A 21391-nucleotide genomic window follows, 5' to 3' on the forward strand; every position below is an offset into this window, starting at 1 on the left:
ATCGGCGAACTCCAGAAGGTCGGCCGCGTCACCCGCGATACTGCGATAGCGCCTCCATCCCGGATCTGTCTCGAACCTGGTAGATCCTCGGTAAAGGCGGGCGTGAGATTCAACGGGCGACGGCGTCGCAAGGCGGGTCCCAGGAGAACCATCTCCGGCCCCCGCGCGCGTGTTCTGTTGGTGATATGCCGCCATAACGCACCATCTCTCGGTCAGGACAGTCCTGGGTCTGTCGTTGTGTGGTTGCCAATGATGCGCAGACGCCCCCAACCGGGTGAGTGAACGCTGCATCTCCGTCGGCGCAACTCAACTCCTCGTTTGGACGCGTGCGGAACGGGCTGAACCGCACTCCACGGTGTACGTGAAGGACTTGACTTACCGATCATCAACCTACGAGCGCGACCACCGATGTGTCAACGATCGTGCACTCATTGAGCGTTTAACACGCGGATCTGAGTTACGTAAGCTGTATGAACTGGGAATACCGATCGATTCCGGCACGCACGTACGTCGACACAGCAGAGAACGATTGGTAACATATGCCGCCATGGTCATTGGCGGGGTGGCACTCACCACTCGTGTGCGGCTGAACCGGTGCGCACCGTACGTCCCTGAGATGCAGAAGGAGAGAGCAACAACGCTCGACTTCAGCCGGTGTCTTCGGTGCAGTGACCTCCGAAACGGGATGACAGAAGCGACCGCGGGTGAACATGGACCAACGCTCAAGTCCCCGCTTTAGAAGAAGGGCTGAAATGCAGCTAGGAATTGTTGGTGCGGGCAGGATGGGGGCGAATATTGCTCGGAGGCTGTTGCGTGCGGGGCATGAGGTCGTCATTTACGACAGCGATAGCGCTGCGGTCACCGAATTGGAGACCGAGGGTGCGGTGGCGGCGGCATCGTTGCAGGATGTGGTGAGCGGTCTCGATCAGCCGCGAGCGGTGTGGGTGATGGTGCCGGCGGCGGTGACCGGGGCCGTGGTCGAGGAGGTCGCCGCCATGATGGACGTCGACGATGTCGTCATCGACGGTGGGAATTCCCACTTCCGGGAGAGTGCCCTGCGTGCCGACACGCTCGCGGAGCGGGGGATTCACTATCTTGATGTCGGTACCAGCGGTGGGGTGCACGGCCTCGATCGCGGCTACTGCCTGATGGTCGGCGGCGACGAGACCGCAGTGAAGCGGGTGACGCCGATCTTCGAAGCGCTCGCCCCCGGCGTCGATGCCGCCGCGCGCACCTTGACGGCGGAAGGGGCACCGACCGCGGCCGAGCAGGGCTACCTGCACTGCGGTCCTGCCGGCGCGGGACATTTCGTGAAGATGGTCCACAACGGCATCGAATACGGCCAGATGGCCGCGCTTGCAGAAGGTCTGGCGATCCTCCGCGGGGCCAACGTGGGTGCTGCGCGCAGAGATGACGACGCCGAGACCGCCCCGCTGGCCGCTGCCGGCGCCTACCGATACGATCTCGACGTCGCGGAGATCACCGAGGTATGGCGCCGCGGTAGTGTAATCGGGTCCTGGCTGCTCGATTTGACCGCCTCCGCGCTCCGAACCGATCCCGAACTGTCGAGATACTCCGGCCATGTCTCCGATTCCGGGGAGGGGCGGTGGGTTGTGCAGGCCGCCGTCGACGAGGGTGTACCCGCCCATGTGCTCACTGCAGCGCTGTACGAGCGGTTCAGCTCGCGCGGTGAGGGCGAGTACGGCAACAAGGCGCTCTCTGCCATGCGGCATGCCTTCGGCGGACATCACGAGAAAGTGACCACACGATGAACCCGACCATTACACCGGAATGGGGAAAGCTCCAGGCACATCATGATTCGATCCGCGGCGCGCACCTGCGTGAGCTGTTTGCCGCCGACCCCGATCGGGGATCAATGATGACGGCTGAGCACGACGGCCTCTACCTGGACTACTCGAAGCAGCGGATCACCACCGAGACCCTCGACCTGCTGGTTGCGCTCGCGAGCGCAACCAGGCTCGGCGAGGGCATCGAGGCGATGTTCACCGGGGAACGGATCAACACCACCGAGGATCGCGCAGTTCTCCACACCGCGCTGCGGCGCCCCCACGATGCGCAGCTTCGCGTCGACGGGGAGAATGTGATGCCCGCGGTGCACTCGGCCCTCGACAGGATGAGTGTGTTCGCCCAGCGCGTGCGCCGGGGTCAGTGGCGTGGCTTCACCGGCCGACGCCTCCGCACGGTCGTCAACATCGGAATCGGCGGTTCCGACCTCGGTCCAGCAATGGCCTGTCAGGCCCTCGTCGACGTCGCCGATCCCAATCTCGAGTTTCGGTTCGTATCGAACATCGACGGCAACGACCTCGCCAGCGCATTGCGGGTGCTCGACCCGCAGGAGACGCTGTTCATCGTATCCTCGAAGACCTTCACCACCGTCGAGACACTGACCAACGCCCACACCGCGCGCCGCTGGCTGCTCGATGCGCTCGGGACCACGTCTGCGGTTCGTGACCATTTCGTGGCGGTGTCGACCAATACTGCAGCGGTCGAGGACTTCGGAATCGCCCGAGACAACATGTTCGAATTCTGGGACTGGGTCGGCGGACGGTATTCGATCTGGTCCGCGATCGGACTTTCGGTGATGATCGCGATCGGGACCGACCAATTCCGCGGCCTGCTCGCCGGCGCACGCTCGATGGACGACCACTTCCGGACCGCACCGCTCGAGCGAAATCTGCCGGTCCTGCTGGGATTGCTGGGCATCTGGAACCGCAACTTCCTCGGATCCCAGACCCATGCGGTTCTTCCCTATGATCAACGTTTGGCACGATTCCCGGCCTATCTCCAGCAGCTGGAAATGGAGAGCAATGGGAAATCGGTCGACCGACAAGGCAATCCGATGACCGTGGACACGGCACCGATCGTGTGGGGAGAACCCGGCACCAACGGCCAGCACGCGTTCTTCCAGCTGCTGCACCAAGGCACCACGCCGGTTCCCGCCGATTTCATCGGGGTCCTCGACCCCGCGCACGACCTGCACACCCACCACGACCTGCTGATTGCGAACCTTTTCGCCCAGACACAGGCATTGGCGTTCGGCAAAACATCCGAGGAAGCGCGATCCGAAGGCATTGCTTCCGAACAGATTCCACACCGAACCTTTCCCGGGAACCGCCCGTCGTCGACGATCCTCGCCGACCAGCTCACCCCCTACTCCCTCGGACAGCTGGTCGCGCTGTACGAGCACAAAATCTTCACCCAGGGCTGGATCTGGGGTATCGACTCCTTCGACCAATGGGGGGTCGAGTTGGGCAAAGTACTCGCCACCCGGATCCTCGACCAACTGCAGTCCACACGGTCCGTCGGCTCGGAGTTGGACAGTTCGACGAGCGCACTGATCGGCCGCTATCGGCAGACGATCCGAGAAGGGACCAACGCATGAGCCTCAAATTCGGTTACAAGGCCTCCGCGGAACAGTTCGATCCCCGCGAGCTGGTCGAACTGGCCGTGCTGGCCGAGGCCCGCGGGATGGACAGTGCCACAGTCAGTGACCACTTTCAGCCGTGGCGGCACCAGGGCGGGCACGCACCGTTCTCGCTCGCCTGGATCACCGCGGTCGGTGAGCGCACCACCACGCTGCAGCTGGGCACCTCGGTGATGACCCCCACCTTCCGGTACAACCCCGCCGTCATCGCCCAGGCATTCGCCACCATGGGCTGCCTGTACCCAGGGCGGATCATGCTCGGCGTGGGCACCGGGGAGGCCCTCAACGAGATCGCCACCGGCTTTCAGGGCCCATGGCCCGAGTTCAAGGAACGGTTCGCCAGGCTGAGGGAATCAGTGCTGCTGATGCGCGAGCTCTGGCAGGGCGGACGGGTCGACTTCGACGGCGACTACTACACGACCCGGGGCGCGTCGATCTACGACGTCCCCGACGGTGGCATCCCGGTCTACATCGCCGCCGGTGGTCCGGTAGTCGCCCGATACGCAGGCCGGGTGGGTGACGGATTCATCTGCACCTCCGGCAAGGGCATGGACCTGTACACCCAGAAGCTGATGCCCGCGGTCGCCGAGGGCGCCGACAAGGCCGGGCGCGAACTCGGGCAAATCGACAAGATGATCGAGATCAAGATTTCCTACGACACCGACCCGGAGAAAGCGCTCGAGAACACCCGGTTCTGGGCACCGCTGTCGCTGACCGCCGAACAGAAACACTCGATCGACGACCCGATCGAGATGGAGCGCGCCGCCGACGAGCTCCCGATCGAACAGATCGCCAAACGCTGGATCGTCGCCTCCGACCCCGACGAGGCCGTCGAACAGATCACACAGTACCTCGACGCCGGACTGAACCACCTGGTATTCCACGCCCCCGGCCACGACCAACGCCGCTTCCTCGAACTATTCGAACGCGACCTCGCCCCGCGACTACGCATCCTGTCCTGAGTTCGCCACGAATCCGCTCGATTCATCGCTGTCGGAATCCATCGTCTTGTTTGACGGGAGCACTTATTGCACGTCCCTCAGCAGAGGAGCGACACGCCGCGCGCGACCAATTGACCCATCCGAAGCACAATTCCGTGTATGTCACGTCTTAACGGCAGCGAACGCCTCTCGAGAAATGACGAAGGACGCTGCATGTGCCTGGTCCACCTGGAGCTTCCTTGCCCGCACGAAAGATCGTAATTATGCCACTGCCGATCACCGAGGATTGGGATTGGCAACTGAACGCTGCATGCCGCGGCATCGACTCCACTCTGTGTTTTCATCCCGACAACGAACGTGGCGAAACTCGGAACAGACGGATCCGTGCTGCTAAACGCGTGTGTCGCACATGCCCTGTCCTGGAAGCGTGCCTCAGGTATGCGCTCCAAGCCGACGAGCGATACGGCACCTGGGGTGGCCTTTCAGAAGATGAACTGAGAATCTTGCTGCGTAGAAAGACAACACTTGACAAGTTCAACACTGTAAGTCAAATGTCCTCACTTTCAATGATGCTTGAGCACTCTGCGCCTTGACCCTCAATGCCCGTGCCCGTTCCAAAGGCGAAATTTCTCCCGCATCCGCACTCTCGCGCAGAACACACCAGCACCACGCAGCCAGCTGGCCAACGAGCGCAGTGGAGCGCCCTGCGGCGGCGCCACGTGCCTGCGTTCGTTAAAGATGTTTCGGTAATTGGGTGAGAGCCGATCATAAGGAAAGCCCGGTGTGGTCGAGGAAGCTGTGACACAGGTCGTAGCTCGAACCGATCCGAGTCAGACCGGACTCGGTCGCGATGCGGACCTCGTCGAGGTATCGGGGCACAGGTGGCCAATACGGTGGATTTCATATTGCCCCAGACCTGTTCGTGGGATTGAGCTCAGGAGCATAAGCCGGCAGGCGTTCGACGTGGAGCCAGTCGCGTTGGGTGGCCAGCCACGCGGTCATCGCCTTGGATCGGTGGGCCATGAGCCCGTCCCAGATCACGATTGCCTTCTCGCCGGTGAAATGGGCGCGCAGTTCGGTGAGGAACTCGATGAGCTTGTCGGTGTTGTAGGCGCCGTCGGTCATGGAGAAGACGAACGCGCTGCGACTGCGGTCGTGTCGATAGGCCAGGACTCCGGCCATAGACATGCGTTTGAAAGGAGAATCGGTGATGGGAGAACCGGTGTCACGCCTTTCGGCGCCCAGGTTGCGCGGACCACCGGGACCAGCGACACACCACTTTCGTCCTGGAAGCAGATCCACGCACCTCGGCGCCGCGCTATTTTTTTATCCGCGGCCACTCGTTCTCGCGCCAGGCGACGATGGCGTCCTCGTCGCGTTCGACTGCCCGCCGTGCGGGCCCCTGCCGGCTCCAGCCCAGCCGGGTCCGCGGGATCGTCCACGTCTGAGTGGGGAGGTAAATCACGCCGGTGAGCCGCTCGATCACGATCGCGAACCTGCCCAGGGTCCACACCCCGGTCGCGAAGCCGTGAGCCTGGGGTCCTTTGAGTAGTTCCTTTCCGATCGCGGCGATCTGGGCGTCATCGAGCCGGGGCCGGCGCCCCGCGCAATGCCTCGTTGCCCCTTCGATCCACTGTCGATGCCAGCGTGAGGCGGTCTGCTGGGAGACCTCCAACTCGACCGCGACATCGACCTGTCGTTGTCCTGCGGCAAACATCTCCGCGGCCTGCATCCGCCGGTCACGCAATGCGTCGAGATCACGGCGACCGCCGCGCTGCTTGACTTTCCGGGCGTCGGACTCCTCGCCGGAACCGGTTTCCTTCCCTGCCATTCATCATGATCAAGCAGCACGGTGCGAATCACGCGCAACGACACACCCTATTACCGAAACATCTTTAGGCGGCCGTCGGCAACATTCATCGAAGATGTCGGTCGGCGCGCGGTCACCCGATGATGGCAGAGAGAGGCACTCCTGTCAGCAGGTGTCCGACGTCTCCCGGGCTTCGCGTTGTGCTTGGATGGTGGTCATCAGAGCGGTGAATGCCGCATCGACGGAATCCCCGCCAATGCCTGCCGGGCGGCCGATCTGGAGTGCCGCGGTGGACGCATGGGCTCGGTGATCGGTCTTCGATTGGATCTCACTGCGGGTCTGGTGACCGAGCCTCGGGTATACCTCACCGGCCCATACTCCAGTTGGGTTCGCCGCGACCGCGACCTCGCTTCGGCACGTGTCGATCACCGAGCACAGTCGGCAGAACGTAATCGCCGCGCGGTGGCGGATAGAGCGCTGCGCCGGGGTCTCGACGCTCGTGTTCGCTGCGTCCGCGGTGTCGTCCCACAATGGCGGATTCCGGCGGCACAGTGCCCGGCTCCAGTCCGGTTCGATCACCAAATTTCTCCTGTCTGTGTCATCGTTGGGAGGGGTCAACAATCAGCTGGGCTGAGGGTGACGGCGCCGGTAGGCGAACACATCATCGGCCGCCGCAATGACCAGCGTCTGCCGAGTGCCCCGCGTGGTCACGGCGACGACGTCACGCAGGTCGCTTCGATAGCGCAGCGCGTCACCGTGTCCTGCACGGGTGAGGAAGTAGCCGAACGCCGGCACGATGGTCGCTCCGAGGGCTGCCGCGACGGAGTCCAACTCGAAGACACGCCGGACGAAGGTGCCCTCACCGGTGGAGTCGAAGTAGTGCGCCCCCGCCTGTACCGCTGTGGTGACCGTCGCCAGACCGAGCCGCACGAATGGCCCCACCGTGGAAATCACCACGTCGGTGGGTTCCAGGAGCCGCGCGAGGTCGCCCGTCGAGGTGATATCTACCTGGGCCAAGGGAATATTAGCCTCGAAGCGGTCGGCTAGGGCCACCATTTTGGTGCGGTTTCGGCCACCCAAGGTCGGCGTCTCACCGCGGGCGAGCAGTTCTCGGAGCACTCGTTGCCCGGTATATCCTGTCGCACCCAGCAAGACGATTCTGCGTCTTTCCACGGTTTCGCCTTTTCTTTACTTACCTGGTGCCTGCGGACGCCAGTTCTCTCGTCACCGACAGGCGTCGACGGAACGACTGTCGTGGCGGGGTTTGTCCGTCGCTGAACGTGCTTGGGGCCGATCCGGTCCACCGCTTGAATGCTCGACGGAAGGCCCGCGGGTCGGAGAAGCCCAGTTCGAGGGCCAGCACCGTGATTGGTTCACCCCGGTGCAGTGCCTCGACAGCCCGCGTGGCGAGGTGTTCATCGCGCAACTGACGTAGAGATGTCCCGTCCCGACGCAACAACCGCCGCAGGTGCGACTGGCTGATGAACAAAGCTCGGGCGATGTCGGCGGCCGAGGCGGTACCGACCTCGTGGGCGTCGAGCACACGAAGTACCCGATCCCGGATCTGCGGGGCCGCGCTCGTCGCGGCGGGTCCCTTCTCCAACGTGGCGCCCCCTTCGCACCTTCTGCGCGGCACCGCCTGCGGCATCAGAAGGTGATCTTTTCGAGTACCATTAGCTCGCTGCGCGGTCGACGAGATGTCGGTGTGCACGGCAGCTCGATCGAGGAAGGAAGCCTCGGTCCTTGGCGATGCATGACGTATGACAACTTGATGCGCGTCGGAAACTGACCGTCTCCAGCTGTCCGTGGCTTCACAATCCGACCTTCATGACGACCATACCCTTCGCGCGTCCCTGTTCAACGTAATCCTTTACTGCGTTAGCTGATTCGATGAGATGGACCTGATCGACGGTCGGAGGTATGGCCTCGAGATACTTGGCCGGTGGAATCACGAACCTGCCCTCCGGGGAGCCGAAGTGGCCCAGAATTTCTGTCCCGCTTGCAGGTTCGTCATCTCTGTCAGCGCTTGCCACGCGGTGACGCCGACCAGATGTACCGGCGCCGCATCTTCCATGTTGGATCCTCCTGGCTTGATCGGCAAGTCCGCCTCGCCATAGAAATGAATTCCGTGAACGCGCCGATCCGATCCTGCCGGGGCCGCGCGTAAACCTCGTCGCCCGGTCGGAATCATCGCACCGTGGGTCCGACACGGACGATGACACCATGCCAAGTCATTGCCCAGGCCTATCGGTAGACGTTACGGCAGAATGGGTTTGCGCTTCCCTCGCTGATCTTCCGATCCGAGGGATCCAGACTCGCGATAAGGCGGGAACCGAGGGGTGATCATCTCGCAACTGCGGGGCGGGCACTTCGCATGCCCGCACACCGTCAGTGTTTCCGTATCGGTTGAGAACGACTGCTGCATCGTATGTCTATCTCTTGTTTTCGTGCGGCCACGGCGGCTGTCCCTAGATGTGCGGCAGGCGCTGCGCGACAGAGGAGCAAGTTACAGTCCCCGATCCGCTCTTGGCCCCAGTCCATGGCGGCTCGACGGTATGTCTTCGCGCAACGCGTTTGGCTCAGCTGTTGGGGTCGGAATGGCGGTGGACCAGGGTGCCCAGGCGATGAGGGCGGGCGGAAACAGTAGGCGGATGAACCGCCGACGGTCGGTGTTGAGGACGAATGCGTCCCGATTGTTGCGGTATTGGGCGATGTTTCCCGGGAACACTGCGATGAAGAAGGCGGCGATGATCCGTCCGATTTTCACCCGGTCGCGGGTCAGGACCGCCAGGCCCGCGCCGAGCATGATCTCCATCCCGCCGGAGGCCATGACGACGCCGTCAGGGTCCAGGGGTATCGATCTGGGCACTTGGGCCTGGAAGTCCTCGCGGGCCCAGAAGAGGTGGCTCAGTCCGGCGAGGACGAGCACTCCAGAGAGGGCCAGTCGGGCGACCGTGCGCAGCGCGGTGGTGGGGGGTTCGGACAGTTCGTTGGATGTCATCGGTTCTCCATACCTTTATTTGGCGTCGAGGTCTCAGTGGCCTGGGATCCATTGCAGGGCTTTGACGAAGAGCGGCAGGGTTATCGCCCACAGCTTCTGCGGCACGCCGCGTGGGCCGCCGAGGTTCAGGACGCGGGTGGTGGCGATGGTCTGCGGTTCGGTGTATTTAGTAAGGCCTTCCGGGCCGTGGCGGCGCCCGGCCCCCGAGGTTCCCATGCCGCCCATCGGCGCGCCGGTGCTACCCCAGGTGGGGCCGTAGCCTTCGTCGACATTGACGGTGCCGGCGTGGATCCGGGCCGCGATCGCCTCACCCTCGTTCTTGGTGGCCGCCCATACGCTGGCATTGAGCCCATACTCGGTGTCGTTGGCCCGCTCGACGGCCTCGTCGACGCCTGCGACCGGGTAGATCGAGACGAGCGGTCCGAAGGTCTCGTCGCGGTGGCATTCGGCGTCGGCGGGAACGTCGGTGAGCACGGTCGGCTCGTAGAACAAGGGGCCGAGGTCGGGGCGGGCCTTGCCGCCGGTGATCACGGTGGCACCCTTGGCCACGGCGTCGTCGACGTGGCTGGCCACGGCTTTGACCTGCTCCTCCGATATGAGGCTACCCATCTCGATGCCGAATTCGTAGTCAGCACCCAGCGTCATCGCGGCGACCCGTTCCCCGAAGATGCGGGTGAACTCGGGCGCGATGGACTGTTCGACGTAGATCCGTTCGATGGAGACGCACAGCTGGCCGGAGTTGGAGTAGCAGGCGCGCACGGCGGCGTCGCTCACCTCGCGCAGATTGGCCCCAGCCATCACGATCATCGGGTTCTTGCCACCCAGTTCGGCGGAGAAGCCGATGAGACGGGCGCCGGCCTGTTCGGCCAGCAGCCGACCGGTGGCGGTGGACCCGGTGAACATCACAAAGTCGGAGTTCTCGACCGGGGCTGTGCCCACCACCGAACCTGGCCCGGGGACGACGGCGAACAGTTCCTGCGGGACGCCTGCCTGGTAGAGCAGCTCGACGCACGCCAGCGCGCAATACGGGTTCTGGCTGTCGGGTTTGAGGACCACGGCGTTGCCGGCGAGAAGTGCCGCGATGGCGTCCGATACCGCGAGCGTCATCGGGTAGTTCCACGGCGAGATCACCCCGACGATGCCCTTGGGCTGGTGCCGCACCACCGTCTTGGTCAGGCCGGGCAGCATTCCGGCTACGCGCTTTGGCCGCAACAGCTTTGGTGCGACGCGCGCGTAGTGCCTGGCGGTCAAGGCGATGTCGAGGACCTCTTCCTGGGCGGCGGCGCGCGACTTCCCGGTCTCGGCCTGCGCCATGTCCATCAGGTCACCGCGATTTTGCAGCACCAGGTCGCGGTAGCGGTGGAAGATCGCGGACCGCTCCGCAACCGGACGGTCGGCCCAGATCTTCTGTGCGACCCGGGCGCCGGTGATTGCGTCCTTGGCGTCCTGCGTGGTGCCGACCGGCACGGTGGCCAATTGCTTGCCGGTGAATGCTTCGATCACCGGCCGGGTCTGACGAGTGGCTGCATCCGGGATGGCGATCAGGTCGGCGAGCCGCATGAACGTGGCGGTGGACGGAGCAGGCATATGTACCCCTACGGGCTGGTGGGTTGGGTGTGTACCGCGAGGCGAGGGATCGCGGTGAGGGTGCCGGTCGGGACCAAGTTGTTCGCACGGTTCCGGTCATTCCTCGGACGCCTGCCATGACCATCGGCTGGGTGCGCGGCGCCGCGAGACGCGTGCTCAGCCATGGTGGGGTCCTTGGTTCATTTCATAGGCGCCGGACAGCGCGGCGACACGCTGCCAGATGAGGTCGAACCGCTCCGCGTCAACGACGGGTCTGCCGATTGCTGCCAGAATGAGCTTCTGCTGGGTCTCGGTGGTGGAGGGTTTGTCGTGCAATCCGACTGCCGCAGCATTGAAGTCGCGGACCAGGACGTCGAAAATTTGGTCCACCAGGTCGGCGTCGACGCCGACGATCTCGGCTTGTTCCAGGATCAGCTGCCCGTACACGACCAGTGTGAACAGTTCGGTCAGGGCGAGCCCGAAGTCGAGGTCGCCCTGCTGGGCGGCATCGGGGGCGGCCTCGGTGAGCAGAGTGACCAGGTGTTCGGCCTGTGCGGTGAAGCGGGCCACGTTCGGGATGGCGGCTGATGCGGCGTAGACCGCGCGCCAGTCGTGGAACCGGACCTGCGCCAGCCCGCGGGCAGGTCCCTGGCGAAACAGGAACTCGTCGTCGGCGGCATCGAGCCGGGTGGGCACTGGCGGGTAGGGCTGGGGGTCGAACAGGTAGGCGGGCATGAACTTCGCGATCAGCGCCAGGTTCACCGCGACGGTGCCCTCGAGTTTGGGTAGCCCGTCGATGTCCACCTTCGCGAGCAGCAGATACTGGTCCTTCTCGAAACCCTTGGCGGCCACGACATTCGACAGCAGCCCGATCACCTTCTGCGCCTCGGTGGTCACCTTCATCTTGGTGATCGGGTTGAACAGCAGGTACCGGCGGTCGTCGGGGTTTGCGGAGCGGAAGTAGTCCACCGCGCGGTCGGCGAACAGCCGCATTCCGATGAGTCGGGCGTAGGCCTCGACGAACTCGCGACGCACGTGCGGGAAGTCGGTGACGGGGTGCCCGTACAGGATCCGGTTGTGCGCGTGGGTGATCGTCTCATACAGGGTGTGGGTCGCCGTGCCGATACCGCCGAAGCACAGGTTGAACTTGCCGATGTTGACCGTGTTCAGTGCCGCGTTGAACGCGTCCTGGCCAGTGTGCAGGATGTCCTGCGCGGTGACCGGGTAGTCCTGCAGGGTGAACTCGGCGACGAACATCTGCGCCGGGACGAGGTTCTTGACTACGTGGAAGTTTGGGTGCCCGGAGTCGGCGTAGAAGAACACGTACTGATCGGGACCCTCGATTCCGGCCAGGCGCCCGAATACCGACACGGTGCTGGCGCAGTTACCGTTTCCGATGTAGTACTTCGACCCGCTCGCGCGGTACCCCCCGGCACCGTCGGGGGTCAGGACCATGTCGGTGGAGTAAATGTCGGCGCCGTGTTCCTTCTCCGAGAGGCCGAACGCGGCGACACCGCCATCGGCAAGGGCGCGCACCGCCCGGGCGCGGGCCTCGTCGTTGCCGCTTTGCCACACCGGGCCCAACCCGAGCACGGTGACCTGCCACGCATACCAGTAGCTGAAACCGTAGAAGCCCAGGATCTCCGAGAGCGCCGCCACCCGTGCGGTATCCCAGCGCTTGTCCGGATCGCCGGCGCCGTCCCGCGCGGGGGTTAGGAACGTCGCGAACAGGCCCTCCTTCGCGACGAACGCCAGAAAGTCTGCGTAGAAGACCTTGTCGTGATAGTCCTGGATCAACCGCTGCTTACCGCGGTGTTCGAACCAGTCGATCGTCGCGCGCAGCAGCCGCCGCGTCTGCGGATCGAAATGCTCCGGGGCATACTTCACTGGATTGAGCAACAACCCATCGCATGCTGGCATAGTGTGTCCTCTTCTTCGAGTCCTGGATAGTCCGCACATCGCGTGCGGTCACGGTAGGTCGGGGGTAGTAGGCCGATGGTCATCGGAGCCAGGGTGTGGCACAGGCAGTCGCGGGTCGGACGCCTCGGTCGTGCTTTCTGGATGAGATGCCAACCTACTAACGGCCGGTGTCCTCGACAAGGCCTTCCCAGCCCTCTTCGGTGTGCTGTCAGCACATTCTGCGCGCGTTGGCTCCGGTCAGTGACGAGATGAATCGGGCAACACCGAGGCCCCCAGCACGTCGCAGACGAGTAGGGCGGCGTGCAGTTCGGCGATGTTGATCGTTGCCGGCCGGCCCCTGCGCTCTTCGGCACGACGCACCCTTTGCAGGACCGTGTTCCGGTGGATTCCCAAGGCGCTCGCTGCGGTCGCCAGGCTCCCCTGCGCGTCGAGCACAGCCAAGAGCGCGGCGCGCTCGCCGCGCTCTTTCGCGTCGTCCCGTGCGAGAGCGCCGAGCTGAGCGGCGACGAAGGCCCGCGCCGCATCCAGGTCGCGCGAGATGGCGTCTACCAAGGCAACATCGCTGAACCGGGTGATCGATGGCGCCGCGCGCCCGGACAGTTCGATGATTCGGCGAGTGCGTAGGGCCTCGAGGTGGGAGGTGCGGAAGCCGGCCGCTCCCGGATGGGGTGAGCCCACCGCGAGGTGAACGTTGTCGCGTTCGCCGGGAATCTCCGTCGCCATGCCCGTGAGAAAAGTTTCCACGTCTCCCGTGATCGAGGCCCATCCCCACACCGCGAGTGGGCCGTCCGCCACGACGAGTGAGTGACCCGCCCCGAGGAACCGACCGACCCGCCTGGCGAATCCCTCGAGGTCGACGCCGCGGTCGTCGACCCAGCACACGAAACCGATCTGCCGACCGGTGAGCCGGTGGCTGAGCACACGTTCAGCGCGAGCGATGTCGACGCGTTCCCCAGCGAGTAGTGCCCGCACGACGTCGTCGCGCTCGGCTCGTGCCTGGGTCTGGCGTCGGTCGAGCTCAGCGACGTACTCGGCAGCCACCAGACTGGAGATGCGGTCGATGTATCGAAATCCGAAGCGCTCGAGATCGACAAACGTCCTCAACGCGACCGCGGGGTCCTCGATCCAGTCAGTCAGCGATTCGGAAAGCTTCTCGGTGAAGTACTCGTGGCCCAACCGATAGAACCGCAGCATCACATCGACGCTGTGCCCTCGTGATGCCATTGCGCGCGCGTGTTCGAGCGCCGTTACCGGCGCCTCCGCAGCCGCTGCATCGATCCCATGACGAACCATCGAAAGTACCGCTTCGAGATTCGACGAGCACGATCCCAAAGTCAGGCCGCGAAGCTCGGCATCCCCGCCAACCTCCGGTATCCGTTCGACTAAGTACCACAGCATGTCGTCAGCCAGGCTGGACACATTCGCCAGCAAATACGCAGCGATACCCCTTCCAGCCTCCGCAGCGTGAGCCGGCTCCAGCGCCTCCATATCTGCACACTAGTTGTTGCGAGTCATGACGTTGTAGACGCCGGGCGGGGCATGGGCTGAGCGAAGGGGACAGGACTTCCGACGGCAGGACGAGAAGTACCACAAACGCATCCGCAAAACAGGAAGAACCCGTCCGTGCTCCACCGTAACGCTCCGCTGTCCGGCGAAGGCCGCCGCCGACTCGTCGAACGTTGCCAGACCCGTCCCATCGCCCACGTCGCTGCCGAGATGGGCATCTACTGCGCCTGCGCCAGCGAATGGGTGACCTGCTTTCGCGAGTTCGGGAAACTGGGACTGCTGGATCGCGCGAGCGTGCCCCACTACCCACCGACCGCCACCCCGACCTCGGTGGTCGCACGAATGGAGAAGCTGCGCCGCGACAAGAGATGGTCAGCCCGCCGCATCGCCCACGAACTGAGCAGTGATGGCACCACGATTTCAGTGCGCACTGTCAGCCGGCACCTGGCCCTCGAATGCAACCGACGCAAGTTCCTCGATCCCACTGGTGAGAGCAATCGTGTGAACCAAGGCGAATTGCCCGCTGGCCGGGGCTCATGGTGCACGTGGATGTGAAGAAGGTCGGGCGGATACCGGAAGGCGGTAGCTGGCATGCCCACGGCAAGCGCTCTGACCAGGCGAAGGCCGTCGAACGCGCCAAGGCAACCGGAGCTCGCGCCGGCTACGTGTACTTGCACTCCGCCGTCGACGGGTTCTTCCGCTCGCATACACCGAGGCCTTGATCGATGAGAAAGCCTTGACGGCAATCGGATTCATGCATCGATCCCGGGTGTTCTTCGCAGCACACTTCCGTCGGCCACATCAATCGGATCGTCACCGACAACGGCTCCTGCTACCGCGCTCGATGCCGCGCAGCGGGACGGTGAGGAACCGCTGACGGCCGCTGAGCGTGACGAGCTGGCCCGGCTGCGTCGGCAGCTCGCCGAGCAGGAGAAGATCTCCACGTTCAGACCGCGTTCGAGAGCGATTTTCATCAGCGATCGCCCGAATCACCAATCAACACTTCGCCGACATCGATCTTGGCGAGCAACTCGTCCACGGCACCCGAGGTGGCAAGCGCATCGGCGACCTCGTTCTGACGGTGACCCCGCTCCTGTCGTGACTGCGCTCCTCGGCGCGACGCACCCGTTGCAGGACCGGTCAGCTGTAGCAGTTTGGTCGGCGCTACTGCGCCGATATGGAGGCGTTGGAGCCGGCCGGCAACGATCATCGCCGAACTACAGCCGTCCTACTCGTCTGCAATGTGCTGGGGGCCTCGGTGTTGCGCGGGTCAAAGCCACGCTGACCGGAGCCCGAGCGCGCAGAATGTGCTGACAGCACACCGAAGAGGGCTGGGAAGGCCTTGTCGACCGACACCGCCCGTATATAGGTTGTGAGGAATCTCATCGCGAAGGAGGAGTCCGATGTCGACTACGACTCGAGCACCCCAACCCCCAGCAGCGGCCTCCCAGCACGCCCTGCCCGATCCCGGCGAGCAGGTGCCTACGCTGTCCTGGCCGATTGTCGGCATCGGCACATTCGCCCTTACGCTCTTCGGCCTCTCGACCTGGGCCGCGCTCACCGACACGTTGCCTGCGATCGCCACCATCGCCGCGAGCTCCGCAGCAATCTTCGTCCTGTTCACCGTGCTGCACGACGCCTCGCATTACTCGATCAGCTCACATCGCTGGGTCAACGTCGCCTTCGGTCGCGTGGCAATGTTCTTCGTCTCGCCGCTGATCTCCTTCCGATCGTTCGCGTTCATCCATATCGAGCACCACCGCAACACCAACGACGGTGAGTCCGATCCCGATCACTTCGTCAGCGCCTCACCCTGGTGGCAGCTGCCCCTCCGATTCCCGGCCATGGACCTGCCCTACATCAGTTTCCTGGTGCGCAACCTGCGTCGCCGCCCACGCGCCGAAATTGCCGAAACGGCGGCCCTGATGACCCTGTCGGTGACGGTCATCGCGTCGGCCGCCTTCGCCGGACATCTGTGGACGCTCGCGCTGATCTACCTGATTCCCGAACGGGTGGCGATGTTCATGCTCGCCTGGTGGTTCGACTGGCTACCCCACCACGACCTGCAAGACACCCAACGCGAGAACCGCTACCGCGCAACCCGTAACCGCGTCGGCTCGGAATGGATCCTCACTCCCCTGCTCTTGTCGCAGAACTATCACCTCGTCCACCACCTACACCCCTCCATCCCCTTCTACCGCTACGTCGCGGCCTGGCGGCGCAATGAGGCCGCCTACCTCGAGCGCGACCCGGAAATCAGCACCGTCTTCGGGCAACACCTCGACGCCACGCAGTACCAGGAGTGGAAACGCCTCAACGGCACACTCGCCGCCCTGCTCCCGGTCCGCATGCCGCGTTCCTCCGCGGCACGCCATGCCACCACCTACCCGATCCCTGTCAGAAGCGTCGAGCCCCTCACTCCCGACAGCGTCAAAGTCACCTTCGACGTTCCCGATCATCTCGGCGACCAGTTCGCCTTCCAGGCCGGCCAACATCTGACCGTGCACCACCGCATCGACGGAAAGAAGGTGCGACGAAACTACTCGATCTGCACCTGCGCCACCTCGGGAGAACTGGCGATCGGCATCCGCCGCATCCCAGGCGGGAAGTTCTCGAGCTTCGCGGTCGACACCCTGCGAGCCGGCGACGTCCTGGAACTGATGACCCCCACCGGTAGCTTCGGCGCACCCCTCGATCCACTCGCCCGGCACCACCATGTCGCGGTAGCAGCCGGCAGCGGCATCACGCCCATCCTGTCGATCGTGCGCACCACCATGGAGATCGAGACCGAGAGCCGCTTCACCCTCTTCTACGGCAACCGAACCGCAGAGTCGACCATGTTCGCCGCCGAACTCGACGAACTCGAATCCCGGTATGCAGACCGGCTTCGCATCTTCCACATCCGCTCCGCCGAGGCACACCACCCCGCAGCTCTGCGCGGCCGGATCGACCTGGCGACAATTGAACGCCTGATCGCCACCGACCTCACCACGATCGACCGGTGGTACCTGTGCGGCCCGAGCGAACTCACCACCACAATCCGCGATGACCTCGCAACCGAAAAAGTGCCGACCGAGCGGATACACCTCGAACTGTTCCGCGGCACGAACCGACCCACACACCTCGACAACTTTGCCGCCTCCGAAGTGACCATCACCCTGTCCGGCGCAGATCACACCGTGGAACTCGCCCCCGGTGAGACCGTCCTCGAATCCGCGCTGAAAAACAACATCGACGCCCCCTACGCCTGCCTCGGGGGCGCATGCGGCACCTGCAAAGCCCGAGTCACCACAGGAAAAGTATCAATGGAGCAGAACTTCGCACTTCAGAAGGCCGAAACCGAGGCCGGCTTCATCCTGACCTGTCAATCCCATCCCACCACCCCCACAGTCGCAGTCGACTACGACAGCTGAGCCAACACAGATTCGAGGGTGGAACGATGAGTAACGCATTACACCGGAAGAGGACCGAACAGGACTTCACTGGGCCGTTCGTGACGGGTGAGCATTTCCGACACGGTCTGCCGATGCGTCGACAGGCACAACAGGCTTTGGCCGACTTGGAACCGGCACAGATGCCGCTGCTACTGGATGCACTCGACGACACCGCCACACCCGTCGTCGAACACCTCGAGCCATTCGCCTGGGTGGTGCCCGAGTTCGAAGAGTTCCGCGCCACCCGAACGATCGGCCCCACGATCGCGTGGTGGTCCGAATTTCACGGTCAATCAGCTGAATCACTGCTGGTCCACAGCGAGCGCTACTTCTGCTTCGGACCCGAAGGGTCCGCCATCGGCGCCATTGAAGAGCACGCGATGCTGGGAATGTACGGCGCATATCGGTGCACCAGCGCAGCTACCGCCGACCGGCACGCGTACTACGCCTCCGAGGAAATGACAGCCCACATCCTCGCGCGCAGGGAGACTTCTGCCGAAGTGAGCGTCACGCCCGAGAACCTGCCCTCACCTTCCGGAGTGGCGTACCTCGCCCGACCCGAAGGCGGACTCGTCCTCCTGTGGACGATCCAGCACGACACCCTTCTCTCCGTCCAACTCGTATCGGCATTCGAACTTGCAGAATTCCTCGGCAACGACGGTGAGGCACGCCCAGGTGCGGCATACCGATACCTCGACCACGTCTACCTGCCGCTCCCCACCGCGGAAGTTGAACTCAGCTCACCCGGAAGCGGCACTCCACCGGGCTTTAACAAGATCGACGGCCTCACCCCCGCCGGCACGGATACCGATGTCCCGCACGAAGCCCTCACGAACAACCACGGACGGACATCCGCGCAGATTCTCGCAGTGTTCGTCGCCTTCACTCACATGTGCCGGCAGCAGACGACCCAAACCGAATCAACCACTGTGTTCGCCGCGAACTCTGCGACCACCCCGCGACGCAAGAAGCCAACACAAATCACGCATATGTCCTACCGAACCCAGCCCTCAACGCGAACCAACGACGAGACACCCACGCGCCGTTGGACAGAGCAAGGTCACTGTAAAAGCAGTGGTATCCCAGCGAACGACGCCACCACCCAAGCTGGATCTCGCCTGACCTGCTCCGGGATCTCCATTAGCTACGACAGCTGATCATCCATCAACCCTCAATCAGAAACGAACCATCACAATGAAATTGCCCGGGAAACTAGCTGTAGTAACGGGAGCTTCATCAGGTATCGGTGCTGCTACCGCCGCGGCCCTCGCCGCTGCCGGCGCAGAAGTGATCCTCGTCGCCCGAACACCCGGGCCACTGACAAAAACGGCCGAGTTGATCCGATCCCGAGGCGGCCAAGCACACGCTTTGCCTGCTGACCTCACGTCGTACTCGGAGGTCAAAGACTTGGCCGACCAGGTGCTCGGGGATATCGGTGTTCCTGACATCATCGTCAACAATGCTGGTGCCGGCCGGTTCCTGTTCCTCGACGAAACCGATCCGGAGGAAGCAGTCCAGATGATGGCTGCGCCGTACTTTGCAGCATTCTTTGTCAGCCGTGCATTCGTGACACCGATGATAGCCCGGGGCTCCGGTAACATCCTGCAGATAAATACTCCAGCTGCCACGGTTCCCTGGCCCGGGGCAGTCGGTTATGCATCAGCTCGTTATGCCGTCCGCGGTTTCACCGAATCTCTTCGACAAGATCTGCGCGGCACCGGCATTCGTGTTTCTTCAGTAACGCCCGCGAAGGTCGACACCCCCTACTTCGACCGCAACCCCGGTGCTGAAGATCGGATTCCGAGGATCGAGAAGCTCCTCGGAACTATGACTCCCGAGCAAGTCGCCGACGTCGTCGTCTCGGCGATCCGCCGCGATGCAGACGATGTCCATGCGCCATGGAGATGGGCTGCCCTGCACCCTATCGCGCGGGCGATCCCCCGCCCGTTTCATTGGTTAGCTTGGCATACCGGAACCAAGCATCCCTGGACCGTCGCGGGTGCCGCGTGAGCACGTTCGACTTCGATGTCGTGATCATCGGTTCCGGTTTCGGCGGCAGCGTAGCCGCTCTCCGTCTCGTGGAGAAGGGCTACCGTGTAGCGGTACTCGAAGCCGGCCGACGATTCGCGGACCACGAATTTCCCCGTACGAACTGGGATGTGCGCCGATATCTCTGGGCTCCGAAACTGCGCTGTTTCGGACTGCAACGTGTGCATTTACTGCCCGACGTCTTGGTCATGGCCGGAGCCGGAGTGGGAGGGGGATCCCTGAACTACGCCAATACGCTATACGAACCAACCCGCGCTTTCTACGAAGATCCTCAATGGGCGCACATCACGAACTGGCAAGAGGAATTGGCCCCCTACTTCATCCGAGCCAAGAAAATGCTCGGCGTAGTGCCCAATCCCCACACAACTCCTGCTGACCAGGCAGTTGCTGCCGTTGCGAAGAAAATGGGGGTCGAGGACACAGTCACAACCACCCCGGTCGGGGTATTCTTCGGGCCAGAGGGACGAACCGTCGACGATCCGTACTTCGGCGGTGCGGGGCCATCTCGAACCGGATGCACTCAGTGTGGATCGTGCATGACAGGGTGCAGAGTTGGGGCGAAAAACACCCTGGTCAAAAACTACCTCTACCTTGCCGAACAATCAGGCGCACACATCCGCCCGCTCACGACGGTGAGAGCAGTACGCCCTGGAACGGACGGCGGGTACGAGGTCCGAACGAGGCCGACCGGCCGAATCGGGCGGCGCAGGGACACCACGATCACTGCCGAGCAAGTCGTCGTTGCTGCCGGGACTTACGGCACGCAGCGATTGCTGTTGGAGATGGCCCAGACCGGTGAATTGCCAAGGCTCTCTAATCGACTCGGAACTGCGGTACGTACAAATTCCGAGGCTATTCTCGCAGCTACCGCGCGACAACCAAACGAAGATTACAGCCGCGGCATTGCTATCACCTCGTCCTTCCATCCCGATTCACATACCCACATTGAACCCGTTCGCTACGGGAAGGGCAGTAACGCCCTGGCTCTGCTCCAGACAGTGCTCACAGACGGAGGAGGCCGGGTACCTCGTGTTCTGAAGACTTTTGCTGTCGCGGCCCGCAACCCAGCCGCTTTTGCCCGTAGCCTATCCGTCCGCCATTGGTCCGAGCGCTCAATCGTTGCTCTCGTCATGCAAACGGGGGACAATTCGTTACGACTTGCCACCAAGCGAGGGCCTTTCGGTAGGCGAAGGCTCACCAGTCGCCCCAGCCCTGGATCCGCACCCCCAACCTGGATTCCGCAGGGGCACGAGGCTGTCCGACTCCTGGCGCAGGAGATCGGCGGCGATCCGGGTGGTTCCGTTACCGATATCGTCAACATCCCCATTACCGCTCATTTCCTCGGGGGTTGCGCAATCGGAGACTCCCCTGATTCAGGGGTCATCGATCCCTATCAACGCGTCTACGGACACCCTGGCCTGCATGTTATGGATGGCTCGGCCATCAGCGCGAACCTCGGCGTGAACCCGTCACTCACCATAGTGGCGCAAGCAGAGCGGACTTTCGCTCTCTGGCCCAATCGCGGTGAACCCGACAATCGGCCGGCACTGGGAGCACCCTACGAAATCGTCAAACCTGTCTTACCCGCACATGCGGCCGATACGGCGAAGACCTTGCTGGGCATGCCGCTTTTCGATAGATCGTCCAACGACTGAGGCCCCGTCTCGGCTATCGCTGCCGCCTGTCAGAACCTGTCACGCAACCCTTCTTACGAACGAT

At 63.5% G+C, this 21391-nt stretch carries 18 protein-coding genes and 2 pseudogenes; 9 read left to right on the top strand and 11 right to left on the bottom strand.

Annotated elements, in window-relative coordinates; all coding sequences use genetic code 11:
* The first annotated feature begins 710 nt into the window (after positions 1–710).
* The 4 genes from gnd to QM806_RS34480 all read left to right on the top strand — a co-directional run bounded on the left by gnd (position 711) and on the right by QM806_RS34480 (position 4979).
* Positions 711–1772, top strand: coding sequence for a phosphogluconate dehydrogenase (NAD(+)-dependent, decarboxylating) (gene gnd, locus QM806_RS34465; protein WP_120660807.1), 1062 nt, complete (start codon positions 711–713; stop codon positions 1770–1772).
* Positions 1769–3403, top strand: coding sequence for a glucose-6-phosphate isomerase (gene pgi, locus QM806_RS34470; RefSeq protein ID WP_120660806.1), 1635 nt, complete (start codon positions 1769–1771; stop codon positions 3401–3403). Before gnd ends, pgi begins: the two co-directional genes overlap by 4 nt.
* Positions 3400–4407 carry a glucose-6-phosphate dehydrogenase (coenzyme-F420) gene (gene fgd, locus QM806_RS34475; RefSeq protein ID WP_120660805.1) on the top strand — a complete coding sequence of 336 codons (1008 nt, stop codon included), beginning with the start codon at positions 3400–3402 and terminating at the stop codon, positions 4405–4407. Before pgi ends, fgd begins: the two co-directional genes overlap by 4 nt.
* A gap of 242 nt (positions 4408–4649) precedes the next feature.
* Positions 4650–4979, top strand: coding sequence for a WhiB family transcriptional regulator (locus tag QM806_RS34480; RefSeq protein WP_283294347.1), 330 nt, complete (start codon positions 4650–4652; stop codon positions 4977–4979).
* 307 nt (positions 4980–5286) lie between these two features.
* Here the strand turns inward: QM806_RS34480 and QM806_RS34485 are convergent, their stop codons facing one another.
* The 10 genes and pseudogenes from QM806_RS34485 to QM806_RS34530 all read right to left on the bottom strand — a co-directional run bounded on the left by QM806_RS34485 (position 5287) and on the right by QM806_RS34530 (position 14171).
* The gene (locus QM806_RS34485; protein ID WP_283294349.1) at positions 5287–5568 is read right to left on the bottom strand and encodes a transposase; all 282 of its coding nucleotides are present in this window, start codon (positions 5566–5568) and stop codon (positions 5287–5289) included.
* Between the two features lie 136 nt (positions 5569–5704).
* Positions 5705–6217, bottom strand: coding sequence for a winged helix-turn-helix domain-containing protein (locus QM806_RS34490; RefSeq protein WP_206031518.1), 513 nt, complete (start codon positions 6215–6217; stop codon positions 5705–5707).
* Positions 6218–6361: 144 nt separating this feature from the next.
* Positions 6362–6775: a WhiB family transcriptional regulator gene (locus QM806_RS34495; RefSeq protein ID WP_166680604.1), complete on the bottom strand. Its 414-nt coding sequence runs from the start codon at positions 6773–6775 to the stop codon at positions 6362–6364.
* A 42-nt stretch (positions 6776–6817) separates the two neighbouring features.
* Positions 6818–7369 (bottom strand): saccharopine dehydrogenase NADP-binding domain-containing protein, encoded by a 552-nt coding sequence (locus QM806_RS34500; RefSeq protein WP_265146125.1) that lies wholly within the window; start codon positions 7367–7369, stop codon positions 6818–6820.
* A gap of 19 nt (positions 7370–7388) precedes the next feature.
* Positions 7389–7799 (bottom strand): helix-turn-helix transcriptional regulator, encoded by a 411-nt coding sequence (locus tag QM806_RS34505; RefSeq protein ID WP_120661450.1) that lies wholly within the window; start codon positions 7797–7799, stop codon positions 7389–7391.
* A gap of 208 nt (positions 7800–8007) precedes the next feature.
* Complete coding sequence (locus QM806_RS34510) at positions 8008–8229, bottom strand: hypothetical protein (RefSeq protein WP_133984304.1); 222 nt, start codon at positions 8227–8229, stop codon at positions 8008–8010.
* Between the two features lie 560 nt (positions 8230–8789).
* A pseudogene (locus QM806_RS34515) lies at positions 8790–9197 on the bottom strand (DoxX family protein); the annotation flags it as partial.
* A gap of 33 nt (positions 9198–9230) precedes the next feature.
* Entirely contained in the window at positions 9231–10784 is a 1554-nt protein-coding gene (locus QM806_RS34520) for a succinic semialdehyde dehydrogenase (protein WP_120660802.1), read from the bottom strand.
* 156 nt (positions 10785–10940) lie between these two features.
* A complete protein-coding gene (locus QM806_RS34525; RefSeq protein WP_283294350.1) occupies positions 10941–12683 on the bottom strand; it encodes an acyl-CoA dehydrogenase family protein in 1743 nt (580 codons plus the stop codon).
* Between the two features lie 237 nt (positions 12684–12920).
* Entirely contained in the window at positions 12921–14171 is a 1251-nt protein-coding gene (locus QM806_RS34530) for a PucR family transcriptional regulator (RefSeq protein ID WP_120660800.1), read from the bottom strand.
* Between the two features lie 135 nt (positions 14172–14306).
* Between QM806_RS34530 and QM806_RS34535 the strand changes: the two are divergent.
* Positions 14307–15034, top strand: a pseudogene (locus tag QM806_RS34535) (helix-turn-helix domain-containing protein); the annotation flags it as partial.
* Positions 15035–15162: 128 nt separating this feature from the next.
* On the opposite strand, the gene QM806_RS41910 reads toward QM806_RS34535, so the two are convergent.
* Entirely contained in the window at positions 15163–15399 is a 237-nt protein-coding gene (locus tag QM806_RS41910) for a hypothetical protein (RefSeq protein ID WP_120660798.1), read from the bottom strand.
* Positions 15400–15592: 193 nt separating this feature from the next.
* Between QM806_RS41910 and QM806_RS34545 the strand changes: the two genes are divergently transcribed.
* The 4 genes from QM806_RS34545 to QM806_RS34560 all read left to right on the top strand — a co-directional run bounded on the left by QM806_RS34545 (position 15593) and on the right by QM806_RS34560 (position 21327).
* Positions 15593–17602, top strand: a complete 2010-nt coding sequence (locus tag QM806_RS34545) for a fatty acid desaturase (protein ID WP_120660797.1) — start codon at positions 15593–15595, stop codon at positions 17600–17602.
* Between the two features lie 233 nt (positions 17603–17835).
* Positions 17836–18780: a hypothetical protein gene (locus tag QM806_RS34550; protein ID WP_283294351.1), complete on the top strand. Its 945-nt coding sequence runs from the start codon at positions 17836–17838 to the stop codon at positions 18778–18780.
* Positions 18781–18817: 37 nt separating this feature from the next.
* Positions 18818–19633 (top strand): SDR family NAD(P)-dependent oxidoreductase, encoded by an 816-nt coding sequence (locus tag QM806_RS34555; RefSeq protein ID WP_133984308.1) that lies wholly within the window; start codon positions 18818–18820, stop codon positions 19631–19633.
* Positions 19528–21327 carry a GMC oxidoreductase gene (locus QM806_RS34560; protein WP_249344055.1) on the top strand — a complete coding sequence of 600 codons (1800 nt, stop codon included), beginning with the start codon at positions 19528–19530 and terminating at the stop codon, positions 21325–21327. Before QM806_RS34555 ends, QM806_RS34560 begins: the two co-directional genes overlap by 106 nt.
* The last annotated feature ends 64 nt before the right edge of the window (positions 21328–21391 follow it).

The organism is Rhodococcus sp. IEGM 1351, from assembly GCF_030056875.1.
GTDB classification, from domain to species: domain Bacteria; phylum Actinomycetota; class Actinomycetes; order Mycobacteriales; family Mycobacteriaceae; genus Rhodococcus_F; species Rhodococcus_F opacus.